This window comes from Stenotrophomonas sp. SY1, from assembly GCF_021202945.1.
In the GTDB taxonomy this organism is placed as follows: Bacteria; Pseudomonadota; Gammaproteobacteria; order Xanthomonadales; family Xanthomonadaceae; genus Stenotrophomonas.
Genome location: NZ_JAJOYR010000002.1, coordinates 59,226 through 73,022, shown reverse-complemented (window position 1 = coordinate 73,022; position 13,797 = coordinate 59,226). Strand labels below are relative to the sequence as shown.

General features: G+C 66.5%; 14 protein-coding genes. 10 read left to right on the top strand and 4 right to left on the bottom strand.

What is annotated here, in order from left to right:
- Positions 1–79: 79 nt before the first annotated feature.
- Positions 80–661 carry a mechanosensitive ion channel family protein gene (locus LR961_RS11855; protein WP_232149468.1) on the bottom strand — a complete coding sequence of 194 codons (582 nt, stop codon included), beginning with the start codon at positions 659–661 and terminating at the stop codon, positions 80–82.
- A 236-nt stretch (positions 662–897) separates the two neighbouring features.
- Here LR961_RS11855 and LR961_RS11850 point away from each other — a divergent pair, with 236 nt between their 5' ends.
- From LR961_RS11850 to LR961_RS11840, 3 genes are read left to right on the top strand one after another with little or no spacing between them, the layout of a single operon-like run.
- The gene (locus tag LR961_RS11850) at positions 898–1,473 is read left to right on the top strand and encodes a sigma-70 family RNA polymerase sigma factor (RefSeq protein WP_232149467.1); all 576 of its coding nucleotides are present in this window, start codon (positions 898–900) and stop codon (positions 1,471–1,473) included.
- Entirely contained in the window at positions 1,473–1,997 is a 525-nt protein-coding gene (locus LR961_RS11845) for a hypothetical protein (protein ID WP_232149466.1), read from the top strand. The genes LR961_RS11850 and LR961_RS11845 overlap by 1 nt, the downstream gene beginning before the upstream one ends.
- Before the next feature lie 11 nt (positions 1,998–2,008).
- Positions 2,009–2,899, top strand: a complete 891-nt coding sequence (locus tag LR961_RS11840; protein ID WP_232149465.1) for a DUF4097 family beta strand repeat-containing protein — start codon at positions 2,009–2,011, stop codon at positions 2,897–2,899.
- A 523-nt stretch (positions 2,900–3,422) separates the two neighbouring features.
- On the opposite strand, the gene LR961_RS11835 is transcribed toward LR961_RS11840, so the two are convergent.
- A complete protein-coding gene (locus LR961_RS11835; protein ID WP_232149464.1) occupies positions 3,423–4,784 on the bottom strand; it encodes an Hsp70 family protein in 1,362 nt (453 codons plus the stop codon).
- A 118-nt stretch (positions 4,785–4,902) separates the two neighbouring features.
- Between LR961_RS11835 and LR961_RS11830 the strand changes: the two genes are divergently transcribed.
- Positions 4,903–5,235 carry a zinc ribbon domain-containing protein YjdM gene (locus LR961_RS11830; RefSeq protein WP_232149463.1) on the top strand — a complete coding sequence of 111 codons (333 nt, stop codon included), beginning with the start codon at positions 4,903–4,905 and terminating at the stop codon, positions 5,233–5,235.
- A gap of 95 nt (positions 5,236–5,330) precedes the next feature.
- Here LR961_RS11830 and LR961_RS11825 read toward each other — a convergent pair whose 3' ends face one another.
- Positions 5,331–6,416, bottom strand: a complete 1,086-nt coding sequence (locus LR961_RS11825; protein ID WP_232149462.1) for a tetratricopeptide repeat protein — start codon at positions 6,414–6,416, stop codon at positions 5,331–5,333.
- A gap of 344 nt (positions 6,417–6,760) precedes the next feature.
- Here LR961_RS11825 and thpR point away from each other — a divergent pair, with 344 nt between their 5' ends.
- From thpR to LR961_RS11805, 4 genes are all read left to right on the top strand, one after another.
- Positions 6,761–7,348, top strand: a complete 588-nt coding sequence (gene thpR, locus LR961_RS11820; protein ID WP_232149460.1) for an RNA 2',3'-cyclic phosphodiesterase — start codon at positions 6,761–6,763, stop codon at positions 7,346–7,348.
- 120 nt (positions 7,349–7,468) lie between these two features.
- On the top strand, positions 7,469–8,086 hold the full coding sequence (locus LR961_RS11815; protein WP_232149458.1) for a hypothetical protein: 618 nt from the start codon (positions 7,469–7,471) through the stop codon (positions 8,084–8,086).
- Positions 8,087–8,131: 45 nt separating this feature from the next.
- Positions 8,132–8,314, top strand: a complete 183-nt coding sequence (locus LR961_RS11810) for an oxidoreductase-like domain-containing protein (protein WP_232149457.1) — start codon at positions 8,132–8,134, stop codon at positions 8,312–8,314.
- A 71-nt stretch (positions 8,315–8,385) separates the two neighbouring features.
- Positions 8,386–9,732: an AcvB/VirJ family lysyl-phosphatidylglycerol hydrolase gene (locus LR961_RS11805; protein ID WP_232149455.1), complete on the top strand. Its 1,347-nt coding sequence runs from the start codon at positions 8,386–8,388 to the stop codon at positions 9,730–9,732.
- Positions 9,733–10,010: 278 nt separating this feature from the next.
- Here LR961_RS11805 and mprF read toward each other — a convergent pair whose 3' ends face one another.
- On the bottom strand, positions 10,011–12,572 hold the full coding sequence (gene mprF, locus LR961_RS11800; protein ID WP_232149451.1) for a bifunctional lysylphosphatidylglycerol flippase/synthetase MprF: 2,562 nt from the start codon (positions 12,570–12,572) through the stop codon (positions 10,011–10,013).
- A 169-nt stretch (positions 12,573–12,741) separates the two neighbouring features.
- On the opposite strand from mprF, the gene LR961_RS11795 reads away from it, so the two are divergent.
- Positions 12,742–13,425: a DUF998 domain-containing protein gene (locus LR961_RS11795; RefSeq protein ID WP_232149446.1), complete on the top strand. Its 684-nt coding sequence runs from the start codon at positions 12,742–12,744 to the stop codon at positions 13,423–13,425.
- Positions 13,422–13,769 (top strand): RidA family protein, encoded by a 348-nt coding sequence (locus tag LR961_RS11790; RefSeq protein ID WP_232149445.1) that lies wholly within the window; start codon positions 13,422–13,424, stop codon positions 13,767–13,769. Before LR961_RS11795 ends, LR961_RS11790 begins: the two co-directional genes overlap by 4 nt.
- Positions 13,770–13,797: the final 28 nt, after the last annotated feature.

Sequence of the window (13,797 nt, the reverse complement as noted above, 5' to 3'; positions counted from 1 at the left end):
GCGGGAGAGGGGTTGGGGAGAGGGCCGCTCTGGCTTGCGGTTGGCTCTTGCCCTGCTTCCGCGAGCGCAGGACTACCCGTCAGCCATCGCCCTCGATCGCATCCTGGGCGTTGTCCCCATGCCGCCAGCGGCGCAGGCCACGCTGGAAGAACAGGCTGTTGGGAATCTGCATCAGCGTGCCCTCGGCCGGGCCGCCGATCTCGTGCAAGGTGGTGTAGATCAGGTTGATGTCGTGTACGCGGCCCTTCAGGCCGGGCTTCTCGCCGTTCTCCAGCAGTTCGATCTGGTCGCCAAGCCGGAACGGGCGGGTGGTGAAGATCAGGAAGGTGCAGAAGATGTTGGACAACACGCTCCACGCCGCGAAAAACGCGACCGCACCCACTGCGGCAAAGCCGGTGAACGCGGTCCACAACACCTTGGCGTCCACGTTCAAGCGGTCGAGGATGACGACCAGCGCGACGCTGCCGATGATGAAATTGAACAGCCGGCGGATCGCCAGTTCGATCGGTCCCGGAAGGGTGTAATGGCGGCCCAGTCGTGCCAGCAGCCGGCGCATCAGCAGCCGCAGCAGCCAGGCCACCAGCAGGATCAGGGCGATGCTCAGCGCGATGCTGAGCGGGTTGATCCAGGTGTGCATCGAAGGGGGGAGGTACCGCGTCATCATCGATTTCCTTGCAGGCCGCGCATGGCAGGGGCAGGGCGCGTTTGGGGCGAGGCCTGGGCTTGCCACCCAGGCGCAGGAGCTGCTGGCAGCCACCGGAAGCTGGGGCACAACGGCGGCGCACGAACAAGGTGGGATTGTCGGCCAAGCGGTCCAAGGCTGCCAACCCGCGCAGGCGTATCGCGGCGATTGCATCGGCCTTTAAACCTTTTGTCTGCTGTCCGCATCCAACGGATATGCTCGACGCCACCGTGACCACCGCTGCTCCTTCATCGCCCGCCGTGGACGACGCCGCGTTGGCCCGTGCCGCCGCTGCCGGTGACGTACACGCCTTCGAACGGATCTACCGCCGTCATGCGGCCCGGCTCAACGCGTTGTTGTGGCGTCTGTGCGGTGGCAATGCCGCGCGTGCCGAGGACGTGCTGCAGGAAACCTTCATCCAGGCCTGGCGCAAGCTGCCGCAGTTCCGTGGTGAAAGCGCGCTGGGTACCTGGCTGCACCGCCTCGCCGTCAACACCGCACTGATGGAGCTGCGTGCCAGCGCTGTTTTTGAATCGTTGGACGCCGGCGAAAGCGGAATGGACGTGTTGGCCGAGATGGCCGCCATCCCGCGTTGCCACGCCACCGGCCTGGACCTTGAACGCGCCTTGCTGACCCTGCCGCCGCGCGCCCGTGCGGTGCTGGTGCTGCACGACATAGAAGGCTGGAAACACCAGGAAATCGCCACCGAACTGCAGATGGCCGTCGGCAGTTCCAAGGCACAGTTGCACCGCGCTCGCAGCCTGCTGCGCGTGCGGCTTGGAGAAGCATGATGGACGAACACGACAACGACCCGCTGGCCCAGCGCCTGCGTCAACTCCCTGCAGAACGCCTGCCTCCGGCAGCGGTGTGGCAACGCATTGCCGCCGAACTGGAAACCACCCCGCGCGACAGCGTCACCGTGCCGATGCCGCGACCGATCACTGCCAACGGCGCATCACGGCAACCGCGGCGTTGGCCGTGGCTGGCCGGCGCGGCCGCAGCGGTGCTGGCCCTGATCGGCAGTGTTGCGCTGTGGATGCCGCAGGAACGCTCCGCGCCGGATTCGCTGTTGCAGGCCCAGGCCAACGCCTTGACCCACGAGTACCGGTTGGCCATTGCCGCGATTCCCCAGCAACACATGCCGGCAGAGTTGCAACCAGCGTTGCGCGAGATCGACGCCAGTGCCGACAGCATCCGCAACGCCATCGATCAAAGCCCGCAGGCCGGTTTCCTGCTGGGCCAGTTGCAGCGCACCTACGCGCTGCGTCTTGAACTAACCCGGCAAGGCCTTGGCAACGCCGGTCTGTCTTCCTGAAGGAGCCTCCCATGATCATCTCCCTGCGAAACCTGTTGGTCGCAACCGTGCTGTTGGCCGCCGCAGCACCGGTGTTCGCGCAAACTACCGTCAATGAACGTCTGCCTCTGTCCAGCGGTGGCCGGGTTGATCTGAGCAATATCGCCGGTTCGGTCACCGTGCGCGGCTGGGACCGCAACGAAGTGCAGCTGACCGGCACGCTCGGTGCCGGCCAGCGTCTGGAAGTGGAAAGCAGTGCCAACCGGGTGCAGCTCAAGGTTGTCTACCCGCAGAACGGCCGCAGCCAGGGGGCGGAACTGGAGCTGCGGGTGCCGCGTGCGGCGCAGTTGCAGGCCAGCACGGTGAGTGCCGGCGTGGATGTGGCCGAGGTGAACCTGGCCCGTCTGCAGGCAACCACGGTCAGCGGCGCGATCACTGCCACCGGCCAGGCCAATGAAGTGGAATTGCAGACGGTCAGTGGTGCGATCCGTTCGCAGGTGCGCACTTCGCGACTGGAGCTGAGCAGCGTCAGTGGGTCGGTTACCGGCAGTGGTGCCGGTGGCGGTGACGTCAAGGCGAACACGGTGTCCGGCGGCATCAATCTGGACCTGTCGGCAGTGCAGCGCCTGGATGCGGAGACCGTGTCGGGCAGTCTTGGGGTGCGCAGTGCGGGCCTGCAACCGGGCGGGCGGATCAGCCTGCAGACGGTGAGCGCGTCGGTCTCGCTGACCTTGCCGGCGCAGACATCCGCGCAGTTGAAGGTCAACAGCTTCAGTGGCGACATCAATTCCGATGTCGGCAAGGTGGAGCGCCCGCGCTACGGCCCCGGCAGCAACCTGGACGCACGCCTGGGCAGCGGCGATGGCGACATTTCGATCAACTCGCATTCGGGCGATGTGCGGGTGAGCCTGGGCCGTCGCTGATCGGGGGCCGCCGTTGAGGTGGGCAGCCGCTCCATCGTAGGAGCGGCCTCGGCCACGAAGCTGTTGCTGCATCCGAAGCCGACAAGCGCATTGCCTGACCGACGCATGCGTGTTCGTTCAAGATCGCTAGCTTCGCGCCTGAAAGCGCTCCTACGTCAGAGCGTTGGGCGAAGCTTGCGGTGGAATCCAAGCAGCTCCGCTTTCTGTAGGAGCGGCGTAAGTCGCGAAGCTGCTGCGACATCCGAAGGCGATCAACGCATTGCCTGCCCGGAGATTGCGTGTTCGTCCAGAATCACCAGCTTCGCGGCTTACGCCGCTCCTGCAGGGCAACGCCGCTTACGCTGCAATTAGCTGTTGCACCTCGCAGCCTGTGACTCCGGGTTCTGTAGGAGCGGCCTTGGCCGCGAAGCCGCCGCAACATCCGAAGCCGATAAGCGCATTGCCTGACCGAAGCTTGGGCGTTCGTTCAAAACCATCCGCGTAGCGCTGAAGGCGCTCCAGCAACGGAGCGCCTGCTGATGGATCAGGCGTCCTGCGTCGCCGCCAGCGCCAGCCCCTGCACCACGCCAAACGATGGGTCGCCATGCACCAATCGGGCGTTCGGAAATGCGGCCGCAGCACTGCGCTGGATGTAACCGGCGCGCGACATGCCACCGGTCAGGAACACCGCAGCCGGTTCATGGCCGATGTCCTGGCGCACCTGTTGCAGCAACGCATCCAGCTCGGCCAGGTAGCCACCGGCGGCGTTGTCCAGTTGCAGTGCGCTGGTTTCCGCGGACAAGCCGGTTTCGATGAAATCCAGCACGCTGGCGTGCTGCTGCGTGCTGCTCAGGGCGATCTTGCATTGCTCCACGGCGCGGTACAGGCGCGCGGTGTTGCCGGTGTCCTGCAGCGCCTGCAGACGCGGGCCGAATGGGGCGTCCACCGCGCTGTAATCGTGCTGGCGGAAATCGCGCTGGCGCGGCATGTCCTGCACCATCGCCGCTTCCACGTAGTGGTGCGCCGGCACGCGGGTGATACCGCGTCCGAACAGCGGCATGTAACCGGCCAGGCTCAAGGCGAGGTCGATGTCGGTGCCGCCACGGGCAACACCCCAGGCGCGATGGATCTGCGGCGGTTCGTTGCCGCCGACGCTGGCATGGGCGATGTCGGTGGTGCCGCCACCCACGTCCACGATCACCGCTTCATGGCGTTGATCGCTGACCGCGTGGTAATGCATGGCCGCCGCGGCCGGCTCCTCCAGGAAGTCCACCTGGTCAAAGCCTGCCGCCAAGGCCGCGCTGCGCAGGATGTCCAGCGCCTGATCGTTGCCGGCCGCGCCGATGGAACTGCGGAACTGCACCGGCCGCCCCAACAGCGCGCCGCGCACGTTCTGGCCGAGCTGCTTGGATGCGGTCAGGCGGATGTGTTCCAGGATGTGCGTGGCGATGCCGGTGATGGTCTGCTTGGCGCGGGGATGCAGGTTGTAGCCGAGCATCGACTTGGGGCTCTGCACCAGGTTGCCTTCGTTCTCCTCGAAGTAGGCTTCCAGTGCATCGTCACCGTAAACCGCGTTCTGCAGCAGGGTGGTGGAGCTTTGTGGCTCGCGGATTCGTTCTTCCATCCACTGCCTGCGCACCACGCGCAGGGCGTCGCGGCGCAGCTGGTCGTGGGTACGGGTGTTGCCGGCGGCGCGGGCGTCGCGGCGGCCGGATTCGATCAGTTCCTCGACCTGTTGCTCGAGCGCGGGCGTCAGTTCGAAATCGTTCGGGTCGCGCATCACTTCCGGGAAATACACGGTGGTGCGGAACTGCTGCGCGTGGCCGAACTGCACCGGCACCACCTTGCCGTCGATATGTGCCGCGGCGGCGGAATTGCTGGTGCCGAAGTCGATGCCGAGTTTCATGAGGCTGTGTTCTTGGGGGTAAAACGGCCGCGCACTGTACTACGTGGGGCCGGGCTGGGCGTGAGCGCAAGGGTGAGCGGCTACAATGGCCGGCCCCTTCATTCCCCCGGGAGCCGCCATGCCCACTTCTTCCTGCCCGCAATGCACGCTGACCAACGTCTACCCGGACGGTGCGCTCTGGATCTGTGCCGATTGCGGCCATGAATGGTCGCCGGGCGAAGCCGCGGCCGATGCGCTGGTGGTGCGTGACAGCAACGGCAACGTGCTGGCGGCCGGCGACACCGTCACCGTGATCAAGGATCTGAAGGTCAAGGGTTCGTCCATCCCGCTCAAGCAAGGCACGGTGATCCGCAACATCCGCCTGGTCGAGGACGATGCCGAACATATCGAAGGCAACTCGGAAAAGATCAAGGGTCTGGTGCTGAAGACCTGTTTCCTGCGCAGGGCCTGAAGCAGGCGGCCGGGAATCCTGAATGCAGGAGCCGATGAAGGCGACGTAGTCTGCGCCTTTACCGGTTCCTGTTCTTTTTTGGGGGTGCTGCCCGGTCAATGCGCGGCATGCTGCGCGCTCAGCCGCCGGATCGCATCCAGTTTGGACTGGTAGATGGCCCGCATGCGGTCGTTGCCGCCCAGGGCGCGGGCCTTGGTCATCTCGCGCTCGGCCTGGCGGTTGTTGCCGGTCAGGAAGTAGGCCCGGGCCAGGCCGAAGTGGAACTGGTGGGCGGTGCCATGCAGCCGCACCGCATCGCGGTAGTGCGCCACCGCTCCGGTGTAATCACCAACGCGTTCGGCATTGACGCCCAGCAGGAACTGATAGAACGGGTCGCGACTGCGGCTGCGTTCCAGACGCTTGTGGAGCTGGGCTGCGCGACGGCTGTCGCCCATGCGCTGGTAAAGATTGGTGGCGTTATGCAGTGAGGGGGCGTGGTCACGGTTGATCGACAGTGCAATGTCGAAGTCACGGCTGGCGGCCGGAAGGTCGTCCAGACGCGCGTCGAGCACGCCCAGGTTGCTCCAGGCCGGGACGAAGCGCGGATCCATCTGCAGGGCCATTTCGAAATAGCGCCGGGCCGCGGCATGGTCGCGCACTGCCAGCTGTTCGGCGCCCCGGTTGTTGTAGAAATGGGCGAGCGCGCGCTGGTCGCTGATCACGCGCGGGCCACGCCGGTCGTAAAGCACATTGCTGTCCAGATCTAGCGTGGCCTGGCGTCCATCCATGCGCATGCCGACATTGACGTGCCCGGCGTTGAAGATCAGCCCCTGCTCCTGGTACCAGGTCACCACCTGGCCGACCTCCTGCATGTCCGCGTCCAGCCCGACCTCGCGTGCCAGGGCAACAAACATGAGGGTGAAGGACAGGCAGTTGGCGCGGCGCTGCTGCCAGGTCTCGGCAACTGTCAGGGTGGCCTCGGTGTCGTACTGCAAACCCATGCCGCTGGGCTCGAAGACCAGTTCGACCAGCCGTTGCAGGCGCTTTTCAGGAGAGTTGGTGGTGCTGGTCACCCGTTCGCGCAGTTGCGCCTTTGCGTCGGCCGGGATGGCCATGACCTGCGCGGGTGTCGGCGGGACCGGCGGGGGCGGGGGCGCCACGCTGGTGGCGGCAATCAGGACTAGCGCGTTCCAACCGATCATGGCGACCACCCGGAGGTTGCTGCGGCAGCCCGAGTGTATGCCTGTGGCACCGCACCGGCGTGAGCGTTGGCGCAACGGTGGCTGACGGTGCCGGGCGGGCCGGGCAGCCAGGGCCGCGCCGGGAAGGGCGGCTTCGCCACGCAATCCACAGGCGGTGTGGATCAGCACTTGGCAAACATGTGGATAACCTTTGGCAGCCCCCGGAACGCCTGGGCTCGCGGAAGCTGGCTAGAAATTGTCCAGTCATCGTCCCGGCGGCGGTTGGGGTCTGCTAGTATCCGCGGCCCCAGTCAGTATCGGTCGCCGCAACATGCGAGCTGGCCGGCGGCTTTGAACGCGAATCCATGAAGAAGTTTCTTCCCTCTGACCAGGCACAGCTCTCGCTGGGCATTGGCAGTGACATTCCAACCGAGCGCCTGTTCTTCGCGGTGCTGCCGGACCCGCTCACCGCCGAGCGGGTCGCCGAGCTGGCCGATGGGCTGCGGGACGAGCATGGGCTGGAAGGACACCCGCTGGCGACCGAGCGCCTGCACATCACCCTGCATCACGTCGGCGATTACGCCGGCCTGCCGCCGAGCCTGCTGGCCAAGATGCGGCAGGCGGCCGGGCGGGTGCGGATGCCGGAGTTCGAGGTCTGCTTCGACCAGGTGGGCAGCTTTGCCGGCAACCGGCAGAACCCGTTCGTGCTGCGCAGCGAGTACGGTGCCGAGCTGCTCAATGGCCTGCATGAAGAACTGGCGCGTTGCTTGCAGGGCGTCGGTGGCAAGCCGGACCCGCGCTTCACCCCGCACATGACCCTGCTGTACGACAAGCGGCGCATGCCGATCCAGCCGGTGCAGCCGCTGCGCTGGTTCGTACGCGAGTTTGTGCTGATCCGCAGTTTCCTGGGCCAAAGCCGCTACCAGTTGGAAGGGCGCTGGCAGTTGGGCTGAAGACAGGCAATGCCTGAAGGGCCGTGAGAGACAGCCAGCGCCGGCTCGGTTTCCATTGCGGCTGCTCGCCAGCACGCGCTGTTGTTCACGCATTCGCGTTGCCGGGAGCAGAATGGGCGCATGGACCTGCTGCCGCTGTCACTACCCCCGCTACTGCTGACCGAACTGGAGGCCGCCTACGCGCAGCCGCCACGGGCGTATCACAACTTCGGCCACGTGCAGGCGCTGCTGCATCACTACCGTGACGTTGCTGCCGGGCCGGGCTGGAAGCAGCCACGGGAAGTGGCGCTGGCGGTGCTGTATCACGATGCGATCTACGAAGCCGGCCGCGCCGACAACGAATCGCGCTCCGCACAACTGGCCGTTGCGGCGATCGCGCGCTGGTTGCCCGATGCGGGCATCGATGCGGCCCGCGTCGCGCAGCTGATCGAGCTGACCGCCCGCCACGGGCAGTTGCGTGGCGAGGAGCTGGACGCCGATGCGGCGTTGTTCCTGGACAGCGACATGGCCATCCTCGGCGCGCCGCCGGAGGTGTTTGACGCCTACGACCGTGGTATCACGCAGGAGTACCAGGGCAAGGTGCCGGGGGTCCTGTTCCGCATCAACCGCCGCCGCTTCCTGAGGGCCGTGCTTGCGCAGCCGCGCATCTTCTTCAGCGCGTTCTTCCATGAACGCTACGATGCCGCGGCGCGGGCCAACCTGCGGCGGGTGACCGGCACGGCACCGGCCACTGGTTAAAATGCGGGCTTGTCGTGTTGCCGAACTGCCCGCCGTTGCGCCGTGATGAGCCAGAACCCCCTTCCTGATACTGATCCCCGTCCGTTGCCACCCGAGGCGCCCGGACCGAACGAGTGCTGCGGCAGCGGCTGCCCGCTGTGCGTGCTGGACCTGTATGCCGATGAGCTTGCCCGCTACCGGCAGGCACTGGCAGCCTGGAAGCTGCGCCACCCGGAAGCAACCGACTGACATCGCCGCCCTGACACTACCGCCGCGCCTGCAGGCGTAGGCTTCCGCTTCCCGATTCCTGAGAACAATCCATGCTGCGACTGCTGCTGGGGATGATGCTGGCGTTGGTGTTGCAGGCCGCGCCGGTGCAGGCCTCCGAACGGGTCAGCCATGGCCGCTTCGAGAACGTGCCGGTGCAGATGCCCAAGGGGCCGCCGCAGCGCGTGGTGCTGTGGTTCGCCGGCACTGGCCCGGCCGCAGTGCGGCAGGTGCGGTTGCAGGCCCTGCGCGATGACGGCGCGATGGTGGTCGATATCGATACCGCCCAGTTGCAGCGGCGGCTGGCCAGCGAAGGCGGCACGTGCGGGTTTTCTGCCGGCGACGTGGAGAATTTTTCGCGCTACGTGCAGGCCTATCTTCATGTGCCCACCTACCGCCTGCCGATCCTCGGTGGCGATGGAGCAGGCGCTGCGCTGGCCTATGCGATGGCCAGCCAAGCCGGTCCGCAGGTGTTCGCGGCGCTGCTGACCGATGACTTCTGTCCGCAATGGCAGGGCGGGGCGATGAGCTGCGGTGACGCCATCCGTGGCCGTGACCTGCTGCCCAGGGCGCTGCCCATGCCGTGGCTGTCGGCCGCGCCTGGGGCGCACGCCACATGCGCGGCCAGCAAGGTCGAAAAGTTTCTTGCCGAAGTGCCTTCGGCCCGCGCGTTCCAGCGCACCCGCAGCGGCGACGTGCTGCCCGGCCTCGTGGCCGCTGCGCGCGTGCTCGGGGCGCAGCGCGGCGTGAGCCTGCCACCGGTGCCGCATGAGTTGGATGGCCTGCCGCTGGTGGAGGTACCGGCAACCGCGCCGGGCGACACGTTTGCGATCTTCGTTTCCGGTGACGGCGGCTGGGCCGGCCTGGACAAGGAAGTGGCCGAAGCGCTGAGCAGTAGCGGCATCGCGGTGGTGGGCGTGGATTCGCTGCGCTACTTCTGGAGCGAACGGACACCTGCCGGTTTTGCTGCTGACCTGGATCGCATCGCGCAGCATTATGCGCGGCAATGGCAGCGGCCCCATCTGCTGCTGGTCGGCTTCTCGCAGGGCGCCGACGTGCTGCCAGCGGCGATCAACCAGCTGCCGGAAAGCGCCGCGTCGATGCTGCGGATGACTGCATTGATGTCAGCCGGCACCCGCGCCGACTACGAGTTCCATGTCAGCAACTGGCTGGGCGGCGGTGATGACGACGGTCTGCCGATCACGCCGGAGGTGATCAAGCTGGCGCCTGCGCGGACGCTGTGCATTTACGGGCAGGACGATGCAGCTGCGTTGTGCCCGCAGTTACCCAAAGGCAGTGCGCAGGTGGTGAAGCTGCCGGGCGATCATCATTTCCAGGGCGATTACGCCGCGTTGGCGCGGGTTATCCAGCAGCAGTTGCAGGCAACCGCCAGCCCGTAGTTCGCGCTGTTGTAGGAGCGGCGTCAGCCGCGAAGCTCATGTTGCAACCGATGATCGGGTTGCGTGGTTCGCTTCGATCTGAAGATGCTCCGGCTTCGCGGCTGACGCCGCTCCTACAACCGCCTGCGGTGTGGATGTCGCGCCACGGCCGGAACAGCCTTTTGTAGGAGCGGCGTCAGCCGCGGAGCTGATGCTGCAACCGATCATCGAATTGCGTGGTTCTCTTCGATCTGAAAATGCTCTGGCTTCGCTGCTCACGCCGCTCCTACGTGATGCTCCTACGCGGTGTCCTTGCGGCGCGGGTCCAGCGAGATCAATCGGGTGACATCCAGCAGCGCTGCCGGCAGGTGCATGCCGCCGGGTGCGGCCAGATAACGCGGGCGCCAGTCCGGTGCGAATTTGGATTTGAAGCGGCGCAAACCGCCGAAGCCGTAGAAGCGCTCGCCATGACGCGCGACCAGGTTGGCGAAGCGGTTCCAGCGGCCGGCCAGGCGGTGCTCGGCCAGCCCGGTAAGCGGCGCCATGCCCAGCGAGAACCGCGTATAGCCGTTGGCCGCGCCCCACAGGAACAGCTCGATGAAAAGAAAATCCATCGTGCCCTTGGGCGCATCGGGGCGATGGCGCATCAGATCCACCGACAGTTCGTGCCCGGCCGGGGCCTGCCAGACGTTGGCGAAGGCGACGATGCGGCCTTCGGATTCGACCAACGCGACCGGGAACCGGCACAGGTAGGCGGCATCGAAGCTGCCCAGTGAGAAGCCCTTTTCCTCGCCAGCCTTTTCCTCAAGCCAGCCATCAGAGATCGCTCCCAGCTCCGGCAGCAGCCCTTGTACCTCCGCTGCATCGGCGATACGGAAGCTCAGGCCCGAGCGCTTGCCGCGATTCCAGGCCTGGCGCAGATCAGCGCGGCTGCTGCCGCTCAGGCTGAAATCGGTCAGCGGCACCATGGCTTCTTCGCCCAGTTTCACCAGCGTCAGGCCGAGGTCCAGATAGGTCTGCCAATGCTGCTCGCCGGTCTGGTAGAACACCGGGCGCAGGCCGAGGCGGTCGGCTTCCTCGCGGAATTTCCAGATCAGCCCGCGCACCACTTCCGGTGGTCCGACCGGGTCGCCCATCGACACCAGCGAACCGCCGTAGCGCTGCATCATCACGAAACCATCGCCGTGTTCGCTGCTCAGGATGGCCTTGTCGCCGGTCATCGCCAGGCAGGCCTGGGTGTCATGGGCCTGCGCCAGTACCGGGCGCAGCCGTTCCAGCGTCTCGTCATCAGGGACCGGCAACGGCCCGCGCGTGCTGTGCAACAGCCGTGCGAGCCCGAACACGATCACCACCAGGCTGACCAGCAACAGCGCACGCAATGCACGCGGCGCGTTGCCGGAGGTGGCGAACTGCCACCACAACTCGTTCTGGTATTCGACATGGCTGTAGACGAAGAACAGCAGCCAGACCGTCGCCACCAGGACCAGCGCAACGTTGCGCAGCCACGGCCATGACCAGGCTTCGTCGAGCAGTGCACCTTGCCGATAGAACTCGCGTCGCGCCGCCCAAAGCGCGATGGCGACCAGCGGCAACGTCAGCGCGACCAAGGCATGACCGCCACGCAGCCAGGCGGGTACCGGCAAGCCCACGCACAGCACCAATGCGATCAACCATGCCGCGTGGCTGCGCCGTTGCAGGCCCTGGCCGATCAACAGCAAGGCAACACCGCCCAGGCTGCCGAGCAGGTGCGAGGTTTCCACCAGCGGTAACGGTGCCGGCAGGACGCGGTGGCGTGGTACCGGCAGGGTGCCGTCGATCAGCAACAGGGCGCCGACCGCAAAAACCGCCAATGCGATGATCTGCGGCAGCCACGGTCGCAGTGCTGTCCAAGCCGCACCGGCACCACTGCGCAATGGCCGGCGCACGCTGGCCACTGCCGCCAGCACCGCGGCCAACAACAGCGGCAGCAGGTAATAGCTGACGCGATAGGCCACCGCAGCGGCAAGCACGCTGGCCGGCGCTGCCTGCGGCAGCAGTTTGAGCAGGCTCCACTCGAACACGCCCAGCCCGGCTGGGACCGTCGATAGCAGGCCAGCGACCACCGCGACCAGGAACAACCCGACAAAGCCGATGAAGCCCGTCTGCGCCTGCGCCGGCAGCAGCACGTACAGCGCGGCCGACGCCAGGCACAGTTCCACCACGCTCAGTGCGGTGATCTCCAGCACGGTGCGTCGATCCGGCAGCCAGATGTGATGGCCGCGCCAGCCAAGGCTGCGGCCATCGCGGCCCAACAGCACCAGTATCAGTACGAACAGCAGCAACAGGCCGATGCCCAGCACGCGGATGTGGGTTGCGGTCAACGGCAGGGCGCGCGCCGCCGCCGCTGGCTCCAGCCACAGGGCCAGCCCCAGCAACAGCCGCGCACCAAACACGAAGCCGAGTGTGCTCATCAGCACCACCTGGCCAACTTCAGTCAGGTTCAGACCGGCGCGCCCGTAGCTGCGCACGCGGATGGCCCCGCCGGTAAGTGCGGCAAAGCCCAGCGTTTGCCCGGCGGTATGCGCCAGAAACGCGGTGATGCCCACGCGGCTGGCGGGCAGGCGGTGCCGCGCAAGGCGCAGACCAATGGCATCAAAGCCGATCAGGCAGGCGTAACTGGCCATGCCCAGCACCGTGGCCAGCACCAGCTGCTGCCAGTCCAAGCCCTGCAATGCGACGCGCACCTGGTGGTAGCCGTGCTCGTCGAACTGCCCGGCCAGCGCATGCAGGGCCAGGCCCATGATGGCCAGCGTGACGATAACGGCCGCCAGTCGGCGCCAGCCTGCGGTCTTGGAGTCCGGTGTGGCGGAAGGAGCGCTCATGCAGGCGGTGGCAGGGCGCTTGGAGGCGCGGGGCGACAAGACTATCGCCAGCCGGTGACGGCGATGGCAAGGGGCGCGCGGGCATTGTTGCCCGCTTCAGCCAGCGGCTACGGACGGGCTTGATTAGACTGGGCCTCTCCACGCCGAGGCGGCAATTGATATGCAGGGGATGTCAGTGGCAGCGCAGCGGGTATGGCGGACGTTGGTGATGGGCGTGCTGGTCGGCCTGCTGGTGTTCCTGGCCTGCGCGAGCTGGTTGCAATACGCGCGTGCCGACCTGGATTTTCTGCGTGCCACCTTGAGCCTGTACCTGCACGGCCCGCATGGCCTGCTGCTGCGTATTGCCTACTGCGTGCTGGCCGTGGCCATCGCTCTGCTGGGCTGGGCGTTGTACAGCGAGCTGCGCGGCGCTGCGCGACGTGGCTTGCCGGCAGTGCTGTTCAGCATGGCTGGTCTGGGTTTGGCGGCAGTGGCGATAGGCGACAGCTGGCTGCCGCAGTACGCACCGTTGCTTGCGCCGCTGGTGCATGGGCTGGCGGCGCAGACGGCATTCCTGTGCGTGACCGTGGCGATGCTGCTGCAGGCCTGGTGCTTCAGCCGTGACAGCCGTTGGCGCGCGCTGCACCGGTGGGCCTGGTGGTGGGCATGGCTGACCTTTGCCGGTTTGTGGTTGCACGTGTTGTGGCGCGAGAGTCCGCGCGGGCTTGGGCAGAAGCTGGTGATCGTCATGGTGGTGGGCTGGCTGCTGATGGTGGCACTGGCGTTGTGGCGCCGGCTGCACAAAGAACCAGCTGAAACCACCGGTTCCGGTCACAATGGCAGCCACATCCAACCGAGGGAAACATCCCCATGATCGAGCGTTTCGATACCGGCCCGCGCATGTCGGAAATGACCATCCACCACGGCGTGGCCTATCTGGCCGGGCAGGTGCCGGAAGACACCAGCGCCGATATCGTCGGCCAGACCGAGCAGGTTCTGCAGGCCATCGACGACCTGCTGCGCCTGGCGCCGACCGACAAGAACCACATCCTGCGTGCGGAAATCTTCCTTGCCGACATGGCCGATTTCGCCGGCATGAACGAGGCCTGGGACAAGTGGGTGCCGAAGGATGCCGCCCCGGCGCGTGCCACGGTGCAGGCCAAGCTGGCCAACCCGGAGTGGAAGATCGAGATCGTGATCACCGCAGCGATGCCGTAAGCGGCGTCTGTGATCGGCCCCGGATGCC